Source organism: Micromonospora sp. DT4, assembly GCF_049841675.1.
GTDB lineage: Bacteria > Actinomycetota > Actinomycetes > Mycobacteriales > Micromonosporaceae > Micromonospora.
Map to the genome: position 1 here is coordinate 1 of NZ_JBNCKT010000078.1, position 15,906 is coordinate 15,906.

Genomic DNA, 15,906 nt, shown 5'->3' on the forward strand with positions numbered 1-15,906 from the left:
CCGCGAGGGCACCAAGCACAACCGGCGACGGCGAGCGACACCGCCGACCGAGTTTCACCCACCTGTGGGTGGCCCCGCCAGGGGCCATGGTTTTCTTCCTTGAAAGGGGCCGATGGATTGCAGGCGGGGCCGAGGCATCGAGAAGGCAGCGCAAACTCCGATCAAGGTCGGTTCCGAGGAGGACTCGACGACGGCCGACGCCTGCTCGCCGACGCGGATCGCGGCCGGTTGGCAGCGGCGACAACCTGAAACCGCATCCCCCGACGGGGGTCGGTGGGGGTGTTTGTCGGATGGGCGGCGGTCCGAGCAGTGCGCCCAGGAGGCGTTGCCTGCGGCGCGTGGTGAGGGTTCGGCGCGGATACTGGCGGGGTGGTGGAGGAGCAGGCGACGGAGTTGACCCGGTGGACCATCCACGGCGAGCGGGTGGTGGACGACACCCGGCGGGCGCGGCTGAGCGTCGCCGAGGTGGAGTTGCCGGACGGGGTGCGCTTCGAGCAGTACGTGATTCGGGCTCCCCGGTCGGCCATGGTCGCCGTGCTCGACGATCAGGAACGGCTGCTGTTGATGCGGCGGCATCGGTTCGTGTTCGACCGGTGGGTGTGGGAGCTGCCCGGCGGTTACGTCGACGACGACGAGCACCCGGCGCAGTGCGCCGTGCGGGAGGTCGAGGAGGAGACCGGCTGGCGGCCCCAGTCGGTGGAGCCGTTGCTGTCCTTCCAACCGTGGGTCGGCACTGCCGACGCTGAGAACCTGCTGTTCCTGGCCCGGCAGGCCGAGCACATCGGCACACCCGTGGACGTGAACGAGGCGGAGCAGGTCGCGTGGATTCCGCTCGACGAGGCGTACGGGCTGGTGTCCCGGGGTGAGATCGTCGGTGCCGGCACAGTGATCGCGGTGCTGGAGCTGGTCGCGCGCAAGGCCCGGGGAGAGCTGTGACGGTCAGCGTCGAGGGCCGAGGGTGGCGTCGATGCGGCCGGTGAAGTGCCGGACGGCGGGTAGCCGCCGGTGCGGGGCGAGCTGGGTTTGCAGGTCGCGAAGGTAGCGGACGGCCCTGGCGGAGCGGAGCTGGGCAGTCAGCGTCAGGGCTTCCGCGCCGATGGCGCAGGCCCGGTCGGGTTCGCCCTGTTGTGCGTGGACGCTGGCGAGTAGGGCGAGGTTGAAGGTTCTGCCGCGTACGTAGCGGTTGTCCATGCGCAGGGATCGGGCGGCGAAGCGTTCGGCGTGGGTGTTGCGTCCGAGGGCGTGGAAGCAGTGGCCGAACTTGGCCGACAGGTATGCCTCGTCGAAGTAGCTGAGCCATTGCGGGTCGGTGCTGCGGTCGGCCCGGTCGAGGGCTTGCTCTGCCTGGTGCAGGGCGGCGGCGCAGGCCCGTTCGTCGTTGGCCTTGGCCAGGGCGTGGGCTTCCATGACGTGCGCTTCGGCGGTCAGGACGGGGATCCCGGCGCGGCGGGCGGTTTGGCCGGCGGCGCGGGCCAGGTCGAGGCCGGTGGCGGTGTGGCCGAGGTAGGTGGCCTGGTGGCTCATCGCGGCGAGGATCTCCGCGCCGAGGCCGTCGTCCCCGGCAGCGTGGGCGAAGTCCAGGGCGAGGGTCAGGTACCGCTGCGCGATGCCGTGCTCGGCCGTGTCGTACGCCTGCCAGCCGGCGAGTTGGGCCAGTTCGGCGGCGGCACTGAGCAGCCGCTGGCCGGTGGGATGGTCGTACCGGCCGTCGGTGAGCAGCGGGGTCACCTCCTGATGGAGGTAGCGGGCGACGGTGTCGCGGGCGTGCCCACCGCCGTACTGGTTGTCCAACTGGCGGTAGGTCGCCGTCATCGCCCGGATGGTGTCAATCTCGGGTTGACCGACCGCGCTGCGTCCGGGTTGGGTGACCGGGGCCGGGTCGGGGGCGGTGAACCAGCGCAGCGCCGGCAGCGTGTAGCCGGCGGAACTGAAAGCCACCTGCCGGAGTACGTCTCGACGGTTCACGTCACCTCCCCAAAGCTCTGCGGCACTGCGTACGTCCTCCTGCCAGGTCCGGTGAAACGTCGGCTCGCTGGGGATACGCCGGCCGGAGCCGGCCGGTGGTGCTGCCTGTCGGGGTGCCAGGCCCATCGTGGTCCGCGCCTGGTCGGGCATCCGGCAGCCGTCGGCGATCCGCTCCAGGACGTCGATCGAGGTGACCTTGCGTCCGGCCATGATCCGGCTGACGTAGCCCTGTTCCAGCCCGACGGCGGCCCCGATCCGGCTCTGACTCGCCCCGGTGATACTCGTGATCCAGCGGAACAGCCCGCCGATGTCGCGGGCGGCCAGGGCGGCCAATACCTCCCCGTGCGACCACGCATCCTCCGGTATTCGCAGTGGATCGGGCAGCATGGCAGCTCCCAGCGTCGCATTCCAACTACTCAAGGTTTCAGGCCGACAGCCTAGGGCGACCATTCGTACTGGTCGAGTCGTCCCATGTCACCGTGACATGACCGCTGGTCATGGAACGGGCTGCTGGCGGACGGGATCGTCGGCGCGTGTCCTTCGATGTCGAGAACCCGCCCCTGGAACCGCCCGCCGACTGCCAGCACCGCCTCCTGTGGCGACTGGCCCGCGCCCTCTGGGAGGCCCACCGGCCTGACAGCTTCGGCTTCTGCGTGATCGCCGGCTGCTGGCACACGAACCAACGCGACCCCTGCCGACTCGCCCAGCTCGCCCAGGAGGGGATGCGAACCGCCTGCGGCGAAGTCACTCCCGCCTCGCCGCCCTGGATCGCCGTCACCCGCGAGCGCCTGGCGTCCGGCGACATCGACCCCAGAGACGCCGTCGCCGAAGCCCTCTGGCTCCACCGCCACACCCCCGAGTCGGGGCGGTGACCGATGGGAGCCCTCTACACCTCGGCCGCCTTCCGCGAGTACGCCCAAGCCCAGGTCGACCACGCCGACATCCTGCTGACCAAGCACGCCGAGTCGACCCTCAGTCTGTGCCGGTGCGGCCGACTCCACCCCTGCGACGAACACCGTCACTGGCTGGGGATGCGCACCCACTTCCGGCAGTTCCTCGTCGACGAGCAGTACAGCAGCGAAGTACAGCAACCCCACCCGCCGAACCCGACCCAGCGCGACCCCAGCAGGCCGGACGACCTCGGATGACACCCGATCCGACCTGCTCGCCGCCAGTTCGGGACGAAGAGGTCGTCGGTTCGAATCCGGCCACCCCGACAGAGGTCAGAGGGCACATCCGATCCATGGGTGTGCCCTCTGGTGCTTCTGTACAGCAGTGAAGTACAGCAGCAGGTCACCGCAGGCTCTCGCCCAGGCGCTTGAGGGCATCGCGGGTGGCGTCCGAGGACGCCTGCGAATAGATCTCCATCGTCACCGACACCTCGGCGTGCCGGAGCACCTGCATGATGACGCGCGGGTGCACGTCCAGGTCGACGAGCAGGGTCGCGCAGGTACGCCGGGCATCGTGCACAGTGATCTTCCGAACTCCGGCACGGGCGCAGCGGGCGTCCCAACGGTCGCGACCTCCCCGTTTCTCACGTGTGGAGTGGCGGTGCGCTGGCGGACCCGCCGGCGGTCGGATGGCATGCTCGGTGCTATTCAACGAGGGGGTGAGGTGGATGCAGGTGGCCATCGCGGTGAACTGTCCCGAGTTTCTCAGCACGTGGGTGCCGTCCGGCCTTTTCCTTCGTCAGGAGCCCGGCGCGGTGCCGGCCGACGTGCTCGAGGCCAGGCCGGTGCCGGGCATGCACATAATCCACGTGGGATCCGCGACGGCCGATTCCACAGTGTTGGAGGCGTTGTCGGCTCAGCCGCTGGGCGTCATCGCCCGGATGGTGCAGGCGCCGCCGGCGCCAGTCGCGGCAGAGCTTTCCCGGCAAGAGGCGCAAGACCGGGCGGACGCGCTGCGTCTGCCGGTCCTGGTTCCCGGCACCGTCCTGGCCGATCCCCAGAACGACCGGGTGGTGCCGATTGACGCTCAGGGAGAGGTCGCCTCACCGGCCACCATCGAGCATGTCCTCGTCCTGCCCGCCTCGCACCTCGTCGCCGATCATGCTGCCGCGACCGTCGCGGGTGCGGCTCCCGACCTGGGCCGGGTCCTTGCGGGCCCGGTGATGCCCAGCCAGCTGCGGTTGGCCGGCGATCGGCTCGAGGTGGGCCTGGCCCAGCCGGTTATCAATGCCCGCTACGCCGGCCTCAAGCTGTCCACCGTGCCGACCGGCGAGGCCACCCGCACCTTGGAGGGCGGGATCATCGGCCTGATGCGCGTGCTGACGAAGCTGGCACCCGAACAAGGCGTCCTGATGCACGTTCCGGCGGACCGCGGCGAAGTCACCGACATCCTCGCCGTCCGCGCACCCGACGGCGTCGCGCTCCTTCACCGCACTCCCCACGGCGTCGAAGCCGCGACCCTACCCCGGCACCTGACCGGGCTCACCCTGACCCCGGTGATGTTCAGCGGCGAAGGGCTCGCTGACCTGGCAGCCAAGCACACCCAAAGGTCCTCGGCACCGGTCAAGCAGCGGCCGTACGGCGCAGCGGCGGAATTGGCCCGCATCGTCAACGCCAAACATGCCGATACCGATCAAGAACACGCAACGACCGGGATTCTCGGCAACGCCACTCGGGACGGTACCGAGTCGTTCTGGACAACCTTGTCGGATGCCACGGCGCAAGAGGTCGCTTTGGCGTACCCCTGGCTGGCGAAGGTCAATCCTGAGCGGAAGGCGAACTCGACGATGGATGCCTTCACGCTGAACTGCGTCATCACCTCGATCGCCGTCGACATCTCGCTGTCCGTAGTCGGCGACCCCGGCAATCAGGCCAGCGGCGTGGACATCACCAGCGAGCCAGAAGAGCAAGGACTACCGGAGACGTACCTGGCGACTTATCAGGCGCAGACGCTCGGCTTGCCCGACGGTGAAAGCCGAGTCTACTCATTCGGTGACCTCGAAGCCGTCCGGCACGTGATGACTGCCTCCTCGCAGGGGGCCCGTGGCCTCGTGCTGGTCCGCGGCGAGAACGCGGGCGTATCGCACGCGTTCAACGTGGTGCACAACGCGTACGGCGTCAGCTTCCTCGACGGTCAGCGGGGCACCCTCGCCCGCCCCCCGAAGGTGATCACTGAAGTTGCCTTCCTGCCGCTCACCGAGAACATCAGAATCCCGAACGAGCACCCGCTCACCGTGTTGTCACCCGATCGCCGCGCCGGCGCCGTGGGCTTCGAAGCGGAACTACCAATCCGCACCACCCTCCCGGCGCAGGGATTAGAGAATCGCTTACGCAGAATTGCAACCTCGCGCAATCTGGAGGTTCACCTCGATACATATCGAGGTGAAACTATCCTGGAGTTGGTGTCCAAGCCGTACAACATCCTTGACAACGAGACCGGCCATCGGCCGCGCAAAGAGGTGTGGCGCGACTTCACGCGAACGCTGCAACGAGTGACAAGTGCGGGACCAGGATGCTCGCTGGGGGGCTTGTTCGGCAAGGGTGACGGCTTCCAAAGCGACGTGCACGATTTCCTGGAGCGCCATCGCCTCGACGGACCTGTCATCAATTCCGGCAGGCCGGTCGCCGGCATGTATATGCAGTACACCGCAGGCGTTCCGCTAGAAGGCGTTTATCCGCTACTCCAATACGCTCTTCAGCACACATGGAATCCAAACATCAAAGAACTGGCCGAGCAGGCGCTAATTTTCGCCGACAAGGTGTTGGGGCTCTACCGGTCGGAGGCACTCGCACTCGACGCGACCAGCGGTAGCCGGCACCCCAACTCCTCGCTAGCTCTAGAAATTATGGAGATTCGCGGCCTGTCGGTTCTTATTTACACGCATGTTCTCGCACCAGTCATGGAGTGCGTCGACCGACACCATGGATGGCGCGGATTGGTTAAAAATCAGCTACTGGCATCTTCTCGAACCTCCCTGGCGGCCTGTCGGGATCTACTCTCGTCACGTACAGATAACTGGGTGCAGGCGAATGCGGAGAACCTCAGAGCCGTTCTCGTCGCGCATGCACTGGACGCTATCCCAGGAATTCGCACGTACCTGCGCGAAACCGGAGGCGGCAACCTCCTTGACCGAATGATGTCGACATCGGGTGTCGACTATCGTTTGGGTGCGCTGCTCGACAACGCACTTCTCAAACATTCGCCGACGAACCCAGAGATCACTCATAACAATGTCTTCACGATTCGCACGCACGTTAGCAGGGTTCAGCTCGCCAAAAACGGTGATCGCCTTATCCTGCTGGAGCTGCGCTACCATGGAGTGAAACCGCGAGGCGAATTAGAAGATGTTGAGCGCGACCTTGTCGCCTTGGAGGAGAATGTTCGTCAGATTGTTCGGTCCGCAGCAGTATTCTCGGCTGCGGTGGGCGACGATCAGGCGGTGGCAGCCTCGTTTTCCTTCAAGAAACGCAAGCATGAGCTGACGAAAGAACACCATGCCGTTATTGATCAGGCTGCCCGCAGGATCGTGCAGCGAACGGTCGCCAGTGGGTCAGCGGCGACCGTTTATGTCGAGGGCGGCGGAATAGGCGATGAGGGAGCACAGCGGGCGGCGGCTCTCGCCAATGCTCTCAAGGAATCTGCGCGCGGCTATTTTAAGGGCGCCGGTCTGAATAGTTCGTTGATCACTGTTCAACATAGGAGCAGGGGCAATGGCGCTAGTGCAAGTCCTGACCCTGCGCAAAGCGCTGAGGCAGCGAGAGACAGCCGCATTGCCCTGCTGTGGCTAGGACCATCGGCGCCACAACACTCCGAAGTACTGAACGGCGTACGACAGTTGTCGGATATCCGCTCGCAACGCTTCGGGTCGGCTCGCGTCGGCGTGCAGACGCGGGAGGTGTCGTCTGACTACACGGCTGAGTTGCTGCGTGAACGGTATGGTTGGCTGGGCGCAATCAATCCGGGCTATGTCAAGGGTGGCGAGTACGCCACCAACTGCATCATCGCGGCAATATCGATGGATATGTCGTTGCGGGACCCGGAGCAGGAGGTCGTCTACGAGGCGGCCACCACCGAGCCGTTGACCGGCGATGACCTGTTGAACTATCAGCAGCAGGTGTTGGGGCTTCCTGATGGTCAGGAGTTGCTGTACAACGTTCCGAGCATCGAGGCGGCGGTGCAGGCGCTGCGGGCTGCCGCGCCCGGTTCGCGGGCATTTGTAGTGGTGCGTCAGCCGCGTCGGATCGGTCATGTTCTTGTTGGCATCCGTGACGAACACGGCGCCGCCGTTGTCGACCCGCAGACGGGTCAGTTGGCGAAACTGCCTTCGAACACGGTCGGGTTGTCGCTGGTTCCCCTGTCGCACGACTTCCCGCAGCCGCCTGTGGAGGCCGTTGCGGTGTCGGCGGATACGGTCGTTGAGGCGGTGGGTGCGCCGAGTTGGTCGGTGCGGTTGCTCGGCGGGGTCAGGGTCGAGCACCCGAACGTGTATGTGCTCGATGTGGTCGCTGCTTCTCGCCTGTCTGAGGAGGTGGCGCGGCAGGCGTTGATTACGCGGTTGGGTGAGATGGCCGACGGCGATGATCCGGTGGTCATGCTCTGGGCTCCGCGTCTGAACACGGAACCGCTCGTTTCGGATGTTGCCGCTCTGAACTATCTTCTCGAGCAGCTCGCTCAGCGTGGGCAGCTGCCGGTGGTTGTCAGCCGGACCAGGGTCACCGATGCGTTGGTCACTGTGACGCGGCGATACGGTGCCGCGATCGTGCACACCACCACGAGGAAGCCCAACAACGTCAGTATCGGGCTGGATACCTACTGGACGGCCAGCCCGTCCAGCCAGGAGGACCACCCTGACACCTCGAGAAGCACGTTTGCCCAGATCACCCGGGATCTCCTGAGTCAGGCCGTCACACTCGCCCATCGCACGCCGGCGGTCGCGCGGGTCGAGGACACCCTCGGTGAGCTGATCTGGGCACCCAATCTCACCGCCGCACGCGACGTGTTCACCACCGCACGCCAGCGCTGGTCAACCCAGCAGATCCGCGACAACCTCAACCGCGTGCGGCAAATGATCGAACGGGTGCCCGACCAGCCCGATCTCGCCCGCTACGCGCCCGTGCTCGAGTTCGGCGCCAGGGGTCACGCCGACATTGTCTTCGACTACGCCCTCGCCGACCCCGCGGACCGGCCCACCACCCTGCTCACCGCCGTGGGTAACCTCGAAGCCCGCGGACAACTCAACTCCGACCCCGAGGCCGGCCTCACCGCCACACAACTGGCCGCCATGGTCACTACGGTCGGTACCACCGGCATCACCATCTCCGTTCTGAACGTCATCAGGGACATCAAGAAAGGAGAATTCACCACCGCGGCCACCTATATTAATCAACACAAAGGCCGACTCACCAGCGATGAGAAAGGACACTGGGTCCAGGCGATCGCCGACCTCCAACGCGTCCCCGCCATGGAGAAGAACAGCGGCGCTCTTGAGGAACTCGCCGCAGAGGTCATGGAGTGCTGACCACACCCAAACGCATCGAGCAAAGTCGATCAAGGATCCGACTCCGCCTCGACGCGAGGCTAGGCCAGCCCTGCATCAGAGGGCGGTCCGCAGCTGCTTGATCTGATCTGTGCGTTGCGTCGGGTTGGAGGCCTTCCGGCAGGTCCGCTATGGATAGCTACTGGTCGATTTGTGGGATGTGAGTCTTGGTCGTGACTGTCGGGCGGCTGCGGCGTCAGCCCGGTCATGGGTGATCGAAAGCGGTATCCCAGTGACGTCAGTAAGCGGGGTTTGGCCGTGGCCGTGGACGCGTTGGGCTGGTCATCGCGGTCGTGGTGACCGCGGCGTCGGTCACCGACAACGCGATCGGCATCCGGCTGCTCGACAAGGTCGTCGCGCACACACCGACGGTGAACCGCGCCCGGGTCGACGCCGGGTTCAAGCAGGACGTGGCGCTGCACGGCACCGCCCTGACGCCAGGACGCCGACCGGCTACGCGAGCAGATCACCGAGCTGACCGGCGAACTCTCCCGGCCGTCACTTGCGGCCGGAGATCACCTCGGGGTGGTTGAAGACGAACTCGGCGAGCTTGTCCTGCTTGACCGCCTCGAACATCTGCATCGTCTCCGCGTTCAACGCCTCACGGTTGTTGCCGTTGCCGTTGAAGCTGCCGTTGTTGGTCTTCAACATGGTCAGCTCGTTCGCGGTGACCCCACGCATGGTGAGGATGAAGTTCTCGATCGGTACGCCGCCGGTGTCCAGGACGAAGGCCTTGCCGGCTGCCTTGATCAACTGGTTCAGCTTGGCCGGGTTGGTCAGCATGCCGCCGTTGGTGGCCTTGCGGGCCATCGCCTTGATCAGTTGCTGCTGGTTCTGCTGCCGGTCGTAGTCGCCGCCGGGGAGGCCGTAGCGCTGCCGGGCGTAGTCGAGGGCGGCCCAGCCCTCCATCTCCTGGCAGCCCTTCTTGTGCACCACCGGGGTCATCGACTTGCCGGTCTTCTTGGCGTCGGCGTTCCACATCGGCTTGCCGTCGACGAACGACATGTGCTTCGACTTGACCTCGTGGCTGACGCAGATCTTGACCGTGCCCAGCGTGTCGATGACGTTCTTGAAGCCACCGAAGTTGATGATCGCCGCGCCGTCGAAGCTGACTCCGGTGAGGCGCTTGATCGTCTGGGCCATCAGCTGGGCGCCACCCTCCCAGCCGCCACCGTTGCGGGCACCGGCCTGGAACGCGGCGTTGATCTTGTCGGTGCCGCCGGCGAAGCCGCTCTTCTTGAAGGGCGGGATCTGCGCCTCGGTGTCCCGGGGGATCGAGATCAGGTACGCCTGGTCGTGCGAGGCCGGGATGTGCAGGATGATGATGCTGTCCGACCGGACGTCGTCGGCGGCCCACCGCTCCCGGGCGTCCACGCCGAGCAGCAGCATGTCGATCGGGCCGTCCAGGCTCGCGCCACCCTCGGCGTCGGACTTGCTGGCGTCACCGAGCAGGTTGCGCTGGGCGATGTCGCCGGTGGCCTGACCGATCAGCGCCTTCGTGCCGACGATGGCCACCCCGCTGCTGAGCATCAGCACCGCGCCGAAGATCACGGTCAGGCGGGCCCAGAGCGGATCCTTGCGCCGGGGGCGCTTCTTCGCCGGCCCTTTGCCGCCTGTCCGGCTGTCGCCGCCACCCGGCGGGCGACCGCCCGGACCACCGCCCGAGGGGCCTGGCTGCACCGGTATGGACGCGGCGATCCGGCCGCTCGGCGCGGCGGACCTGGTGGACGGAGGGCGACGGCTGGCCTGAACCGGCATTCGTGCTCCAGTTCGTGATCAGGAGGGGGCGGCACCACTGTACGGACATCAATTCGACTTTGCGAGTTCATCTGCACTCGATCGGGACGACAGGCTCCGTCAACCGGGCGATCGGCTCCACTCGATGGCCGAAACGGTGAGTCCGTCTCGCGTCCGGCCGACCGCCCGTACCGCCCCGGCGCTCAGCCGCCGTCGGTGTTCTTCGGCGGGTTGGCCTTCACCCAGTCCGCCATGGTGTCCGTCGACACGGCCCGGTACATCGCCAGCGCCTTCTCCCGGTTGGAAACCACCACCGACTCGCCGTTGATCGTGTCGCTGCCCGAGTTCGGGCTGGTCAGGAACGTGAGGTTCTCACCTCGCAGGTTGCGGAACTGCACCGCCATATCGGTTAACGAGAAGTCCTGGTCGACGGTCACCGCCGCGGTCACCGACTTGAGGAAGTCGTTGAGCTTCTTCGGGTTCGCCAGGGTGCCGGTGCTCGCCGCCTTGTCCATCAGCGCCCGCAGGAACTCCTGCTGGTGCCGCATCCGCGCGAAGTCACCGTCCGGGAACTGCTTACGCTGCCGGATCCAGTCCAGCGCCTCGGCGCCGTCCATGTGGTTGGTGCCCTTGGTGAACGTCCGGTACGGCTTGTGGATCGAGGTAATCGTCCGCTCCACCTTCAGGTCCACCCCGCCGAGGGCGTCGGTGACCTCCTTGAAGCCGCCGAAGTCGATCGCCATCACGTGGTCGATCCGTACGTCGGTGAAGCACTCCACGGTACGGACCGCCAGCGGCAGACCACCGAAGGCGAACGCCGCGTTGATCTTCGCCCGCTGGCCGGAGCCGCAGTCCGCGCCAGCGCTCTCCGGGATCGGCACGTACAGGTCGCGCGGGATGGAGACCAGGTACGCCTGCTGGTGGTCGGCCGGGATGTGCATCACGATGATGGTGTCGGCCCGCCACTGGCTCTTGGAGTCGACCGGCGCGTCCGGGTCCCGGGAGTCGCTGCCGACCAGCAGGATGTTCAACGCGCCGTCGACGGGCTTCGCCGGTCGACCGCCGGTGATTTCCGCGAACGGGTCGGTGCGGGCCAGATCGTTGTTGAGGTTGCGCGCGTACAGCCACGCCCCCAGGCCGCCGAGCAGCGCCAACACCAGCACCGCGATCCCGGCCACCAGGCCGATCCGGCCCCACCTCGGCTGGGGGCCACTCCGTCCCGGCCCGCCGGCCCCGCCGGGCCCGTCAGGTCCCGTCGGCCCCGACGGTCCGCCCGGGCCGGGCTGCTGTTCACCGTACGACGGATACCAGTGCGCCTCTGCCGGACGCGCACGTCCGGAGGCGCCCCGGTCGGGGCCGGGCACCGAGGCGCGCCCGGCGCTGCGGTGCAGATGCGGGTGGGGAAAGCCGGCAGGGGTCGCTGACATGTAGATCAGGGTACGTAGCGAGGGCCAGTACCGCCCTCAGGCGACACTCAGCGATCGGCGGCCCGCCGCGAGCTGGTTACCCTAGCCGCGCCCGGAAGTACTCGATCGTGCGTCGCAGGCCGTCTTCGGGCGCCACGCTCGGCTCGTATCCGAGCAGTTCACGGGCGAGAGTCAGATCGGGGCGGCGCATCTCCGGGTCGTCGGCACTGCGCGTGATGTATGTCACCTGCGAGCTGCTGTCGGAGAGCGACACGATCAACTCGGCGAGTTGACGCATGGACATCTCGTGTTCGGTGCCGCAGTTGACCGGGCCGGTCTCGGTCGAGTCGAGCAGCAGCAGGATGCCCCGCACCAGGTCCTCGACGAAGCAGATCGACCGGGTCTGGTTGCCCGTGCCGTGCACGGTGATCGGCTCGCCGCGCAGCGCCTGGGAGATGAAGGTGGGGATGGCGCGGCCGTCGTCCGGGCGCATCCGCGGGCCGTACGTGTTGAAGATCCGCACGATCGCGGCGTCCAGGCCCCGGTACCGGTGGTACGCCATGGTGGCCGCCTCGGAGAAGCGCTTCGCCTCGTCGTAGACGCTGCGCACACCGATCGGGTTGACGTTGCCCCAGTAGGTCTCGCGCTGCGGGTGCTCCTTCGGGTCCCCGTACGCCTCGGAGGTGGAGGCCATCAGGAACCGGGCGCCGTCGGCGACCGCGCGGTCCAGCAGGTGCAGGGTGCCCACCGAGCCGACCCGGAGGATCTCCACCGGCAGTTGGGCGAAGTCGGTGGGGCTGGCCGGCGAGGCCATGTGCAGAATCGCGTCGAAGCGCTCGGCCAGCGCCGGGTGGTGCGTCGGCAGGCCGTCGGAGATGTCCGCCTCGACCAGGGTGAAGGTTGGCCGGTCCAGCAGGTGCGCGACGTTCTCCTTGGACCCGGTGACGAAGTTGTCCAGGGCCACCACCGTGCAGCCCCGGGCGATCAGGGAGTCGACCAGGTGCGACGGGACGAAACCGGCGCCGCCGGTGACGAGAACGCGGTGACCGGAACCGAAGCGCTCAGCAACCTTCATGCCGGTCAGCCTACCGACCCTCCTGAACAGCGAGAGGCCCCCTGTTGACGCGTGGCGTCAACAGGGGGCCGGGACGTGGATCAGTGGGCACCGGCGCCGGTGAGGGCTCGGACCTCCAGCTCCGCGTACTTGTCCTCGTCGTGCTCCTTGGAAATCAGGGTGCCGATCCATCCGCACAGGAAGCCGAACGGGATGGACAGGATGCCCGGGTTGGACAGCGGGAACCACTGCCAGTCGTGGTCCGGGAACATCGACGTCGCCGCGCCCGAGACCACCGGTGAGAAGAACACCAGCACCACGGCCGAGACCAGACCGCCGTAGATCGCCCACACCGCTCCGGAGGTGTTGAACCGCCGCCAGAACAGGCTGTAGAGGATCGCCGGCAGGTTGCCCGAGGCGGCGACCGCGAAGGCCAGCGCCACGAGGAACGCCACGTTGAGGTTCTGCGCGTAGATCGACAGCAGGATGGAGATCGCGCCGATCACCAGGGCGGAGATCCGGGCGACCCGTACCTCCTGGCGCTCGGACGTCTCGCCCTTCTTCAAAACGTTGGCGTAGAAGTCGTGCGCCAGGCTGGACGAGGAGGCCAGGGTCAACCCGGCGACCACGGCCAGGATGGTGGCGAAGGCGACCGCCGCGATGATCGCCAGGAGGGCCGCGCCACCCAGGTCACCGCCGAAGAACTCCAGACCGAGCGCCTTGGCCAACTGTGGTGCGGCCGTGTTGCCGGCCTTGTCCTGCGCGGTGATCGCCGGGCCACCCACCATCGCCGCCGCGCCGAAGCCGAGGGCGAGGGTCAGCAGGTAGAAGGTGCCGATGATGCCGATGGCCCAGAGCACGCTCTTGCGGGCCGCCTTGGCGGTCGGCACGGTGTAGAAGCGGATCAGGATGTGCGGCAGGCCCGCCGTGCCGAGCACCAGGGCGATGCCGAGCGAGAGCAGGTCCATCTTGTTGTAGAAGGTCTGCGTGGCGTTCCCGGCGACTTCCACCCCGTACCGCAGGCCGGGATTCAGGGTGGCGTCGCCCTTGCCGGAGGCCGCGGCGGCGGCGCCGAGCAGCTCCGACAGGTTGAAGTGGTACTTGGCGAGGACCAGCACGGTCATCAGCAGCGCGCCGCTCATCAGCAGGAACGCCTTGACGATCTGTACGTACGTGGTGCCCTTCATGCCACCCACGGTCACGTAGATGATCATCAGGGCGCCGACCATGATGATGGTCGCCACCTTGGCGGTGGCGGCGTCCATGCCGAGGAACGTGGTTCCCGGCTTGATGCCGAGCAGCAGCGCCACCAGCGCGCCCGCGCCCACCATCTGGGCCAGCAGATAGAAGATCGACACCGTGATGGTGGAGACCGCCGCCGCCGTACGCACCGGACGCTGCCGCATCCGGAACGCCAGCACGTCCGCCATCGTGTACCGGCCCGAGTTACGCAGCAGTTCCGCGACCAGTAGGAGGGCCACCAGCCAGGCGACCAGGAAGCCGATCGAGTAGAGGAAACCGTCGTAGCCGTAGAGAGCGATGATGCCGGCGATGCCGAGGAACGAGGCGGCGGACATGTAGTCGCCACCGATCGCCATACCGTTCTGGAATCCGGAGAAGGACCGGCCGCCCGCGTAGAAGTCGGTCGCCGTCTTCGTCTGCCGGCTGGCCCAGATGGTGATGCCCAGGGTCACCGCCACGAACACCAGGAACAGTGTGATGGTCAGGTTGCGGGCCGTGTGGTTCGTTCCGTCGGCCGCGAGGAGCAGATCAGCTGCGTGGACCGTTGTCATGGGTCACCTCCCCGATCTCGGCACGGATGCGGTCGGCGACCGGGTCGATCTTCCGGTCCGCGTACCGGGAGTAGAGCCAGGCGATCACGAACGTCGAGACGAACTGGAGTAGGCCGAAGACCAGCGCAATGTTGATGTTGCTGCCGAACAGCTTCGTGCTCGTGAAGTCCCGGGCATAGGCGCAGAGAATGACGTAGAGCGCGTACCACAGGAAGAACGCGACGGTCATCGGGAAGACGAAGCCGCGTAGCGCGCGGCGCAGTCCGGCGAACTCGTCCGACTGCTGCACGGCCAGGTACTTGTCCGGCTGGGAAGCGGTCGGGGCGGGTGTGTCCGTGGACATCTATGGATCACCACCTTCACAGGCGTCGGGGGTAGTTCCGCGCACCGTAGAGAGCACGCTCCCCGACAAGGAAGGTCGAGATCGATGCCGGTCGTCGACTGCGCCGAGCGGTTGACTGGGTGCGCCGAGTGACCCACGTCACCCCGGTGACCGGTCGCGCGTCGAAGGCCCCTGGTCAGGCCGGCAGCTCGTGGTACCGCCCCCGGTAGTGCAGCAACGGGGTGGTGTCCTCGACCAGGTCGACAGCCTCGATGGTGGCCTCGACCAGCAGGCCCCAGCCGTACTCCCGGGCGGTGTCCAGCCGGCACCCCGCCCAGCCGCCGGCGTCGGACGGCACCGGCCCGTAGGGCGTGTCGGTCCACGAACCGGTGGCGAAGAGCCCTCCCGGTGCGGGAAAGAGGCCGGCGAAGCGGTCGGCGAGCTGTCGGTGTGGCGGGCCGAGCGGAGCGATGGCGAAGCGACCCGCCTCCTCGACGGCGGCCCAGAGGTCGGACTCCGGGTCGATCAACCCGAGCAGCCGGTCCGGCTCCCCCTCGGCGACCAGGGTCGACGAGACCGTCAGTCCCGCCGGACCGGGTGCCGTCCAGAGCGTGACCGGCGCGGCGAGCCGACCCCGCAGTCGGCGGGCCGGTGACCGCTGCCCGGTCGGCACCGCGAACGGATCGGTCTGGTGGATCTCGGCGCCCGGCTCATGATTCACGTGAAACATTGTGCCGCCCCGGTCCCGCACCCAACCCAGGAAGCGCGCGTGCAGGTCGGCGGGCCGTCCGTTCAGCCGGGCGAGCTGATCGCCCGCCTCCGCCATCAGCGTGCCCAGGTAGAACAGCAGCGACGTGCGGTCGTGCCGGTACTCGGCGAGCAACGCGAGCCGCGCCGGTTGGCAGGGCCAGGGCGCGCCGCAGCCCCGACACCGCCACAGCGGCCGCATCGGCAGATGCGGCCGACTCACCCCACACCTCCGGCGGCCGGCAGGAGGCAATACCCCAGTGAGCGTGATGCCTGTGAGTCATCAAGATGCCTGACAGGCATCACGCCCACTGGGATGTCCGCTCCCCGGGCGCGGCGCGCCGCGCCGCCGCGTGCCGGCTCGAGCGCGCCCGGCACGGCCGTCGCCGCCACGT

11 protein-coding genes and 2 pseudogenes are annotated in these 15,906 nt (G+C 67.3%); 5 read left to right on the top strand and 8 right to left on the bottom strand.

Translation table 11 applies throughout. The features are described 5' to 3' along the window. Nucleotides 1–369 precede the first annotated feature (369 nt). Nucleotides 370–936 carry an NUDIX hydrolase gene (locus ACLQ24_RS20495; RefSeq protein WP_425893322.1) on the top strand — a complete coding sequence of 189 codons (567 nt, stop codon included), beginning with the start codon at nt 370–372 and terminating at the stop codon, nt 934–936. Between the two features lie 3 nt (nt 937–939). Here the strand turns inward: ACLQ24_RS20495 and ACLQ24_RS20500 are convergent, their stop codons facing one another. Further along, on the bottom strand, nt 940–2,352 hold the full coding sequence (locus tag ACLQ24_RS20500) for a helix-turn-helix domain-containing protein (protein ID WP_425893323.1): 1,413 nt from the start codon (nt 2,350–2,352) through the stop codon (nt 940–942). Between the two features lie 110 nt (nt 2,353–2,462). On the opposite strand from ACLQ24_RS20500, the gene ACLQ24_RS20505 reads away from it, so the two are divergent. Beyond that, entirely contained in the window at nt 2,463–2,837 is a 375-nt protein-coding gene (locus ACLQ24_RS20505) for a hypothetical protein (protein ID WP_425893324.1), read from the top strand. A gap of 3 nt (nt 2,838–2,840) precedes the next feature. Beyond that, nucleotides 2,841–3,113 (top strand): hypothetical protein, encoded by a 273-nt coding sequence (locus tag ACLQ24_RS20510; RefSeq protein ID WP_425893325.1) that lies wholly within the window; start codon nt 2,841–2,843, stop codon nt 3,111–3,113. 145 nt (nt 3,114–3,258) lie between these two features. Here ACLQ24_RS20510 and ACLQ24_RS20515 read toward each other — a convergent pair. After that, a pseudogene (locus tag ACLQ24_RS20515) lies at nt 3,259–3,588 on the bottom strand (tyrosine-type recombinase/integrase); the annotation flags it as partial. Nucleotide 3,589: 1 nt separating this feature from the next. Between ACLQ24_RS20515 and ACLQ24_RS20520 the strand changes: the two are divergent. Together ACLQ24_RS20520 and ACLQ24_RS20525 are read left to right on the top strand one after the other, a co-directional pair. After that, entirely contained in the window at nt 3,590–8,434 is a 4,845-nt protein-coding gene (locus tag ACLQ24_RS20520; RefSeq protein WP_425893326.1) for a toxin glutamine deamidase domain-containing protein, read from the top strand. A 272-nt stretch (nt 8,435–8,706) separates the two neighbouring features. Further along, nucleotides 8,707–8,925, top strand: a pseudogene (locus tag ACLQ24_RS20525) (IS5 family transposase); the annotation flags it as partial. A gap of 25 nt (nt 8,926–8,950) precedes the next feature. Here ACLQ24_RS20525 and ACLQ24_RS20530 read toward each other — a convergent pair. The 6 genes from ACLQ24_RS20530 to ACLQ24_RS20555 form a co-directional block, all read right to left on the bottom strand. Continuing rightward, the gene (locus ACLQ24_RS20530) at nt 8,951–10,210 is read right to left on the bottom strand and encodes an LCP family protein (RefSeq protein ID WP_425893327.1); all 1,260 of its coding nucleotides are present in this window, start codon (nt 10,208–10,210) and stop codon (nt 8,951–8,953) included. A gap of 182 nt (nt 10,211–10,392) precedes the next feature. Further along, nucleotides 10,393–11,616, bottom strand: coding sequence for an LCP family protein (locus ACLQ24_RS20535; RefSeq protein WP_425893328.1), 1,224 nt, complete (start codon nt 11,614–11,616; stop codon nt 10,393–10,395). A gap of 76 nt (nt 11,617–11,692) precedes the next feature. Then, entirely contained in the window at nt 11,693–12,670 is a 978-nt protein-coding gene (locus tag ACLQ24_RS20540; RefSeq protein WP_425893329.1) for an NAD-dependent epimerase/dehydratase family protein, read from the bottom strand. Nucleotides 12,671–12,750: 80 nt separating this feature from the next. After that, nucleotides 12,751–14,442: a solute symporter family protein gene (locus tag ACLQ24_RS20545; protein ID WP_425893330.1), complete on the bottom strand. Its 1,692-nt coding sequence runs from the start codon at nt 14,440–14,442 to the stop codon at nt 12,751–12,753. Continuing rightward, the gene (locus ACLQ24_RS20550) at nt 14,420–14,785 is read right to left on the bottom strand and encodes a DUF485 domain-containing protein (RefSeq protein WP_425893331.1); all 366 of its coding nucleotides are present in this window, start codon (nt 14,783–14,785) and stop codon (nt 14,420–14,422) included. The genes ACLQ24_RS20545 and ACLQ24_RS20550 overlap by 23 nt, the downstream gene beginning before the upstream one ends. A gap of 175 nt (nt 14,786–14,960) precedes the next feature. Then, complete coding sequence (locus ACLQ24_RS20555; protein ID WP_425893345.1) at nt 14,961–15,713, bottom strand: flavin reductase family protein; 753 nt, start codon at nt 15,711–15,713, stop codon at nt 14,961–14,963. Nucleotides 15,714–15,906: the final 193 nt, after the last annotated feature.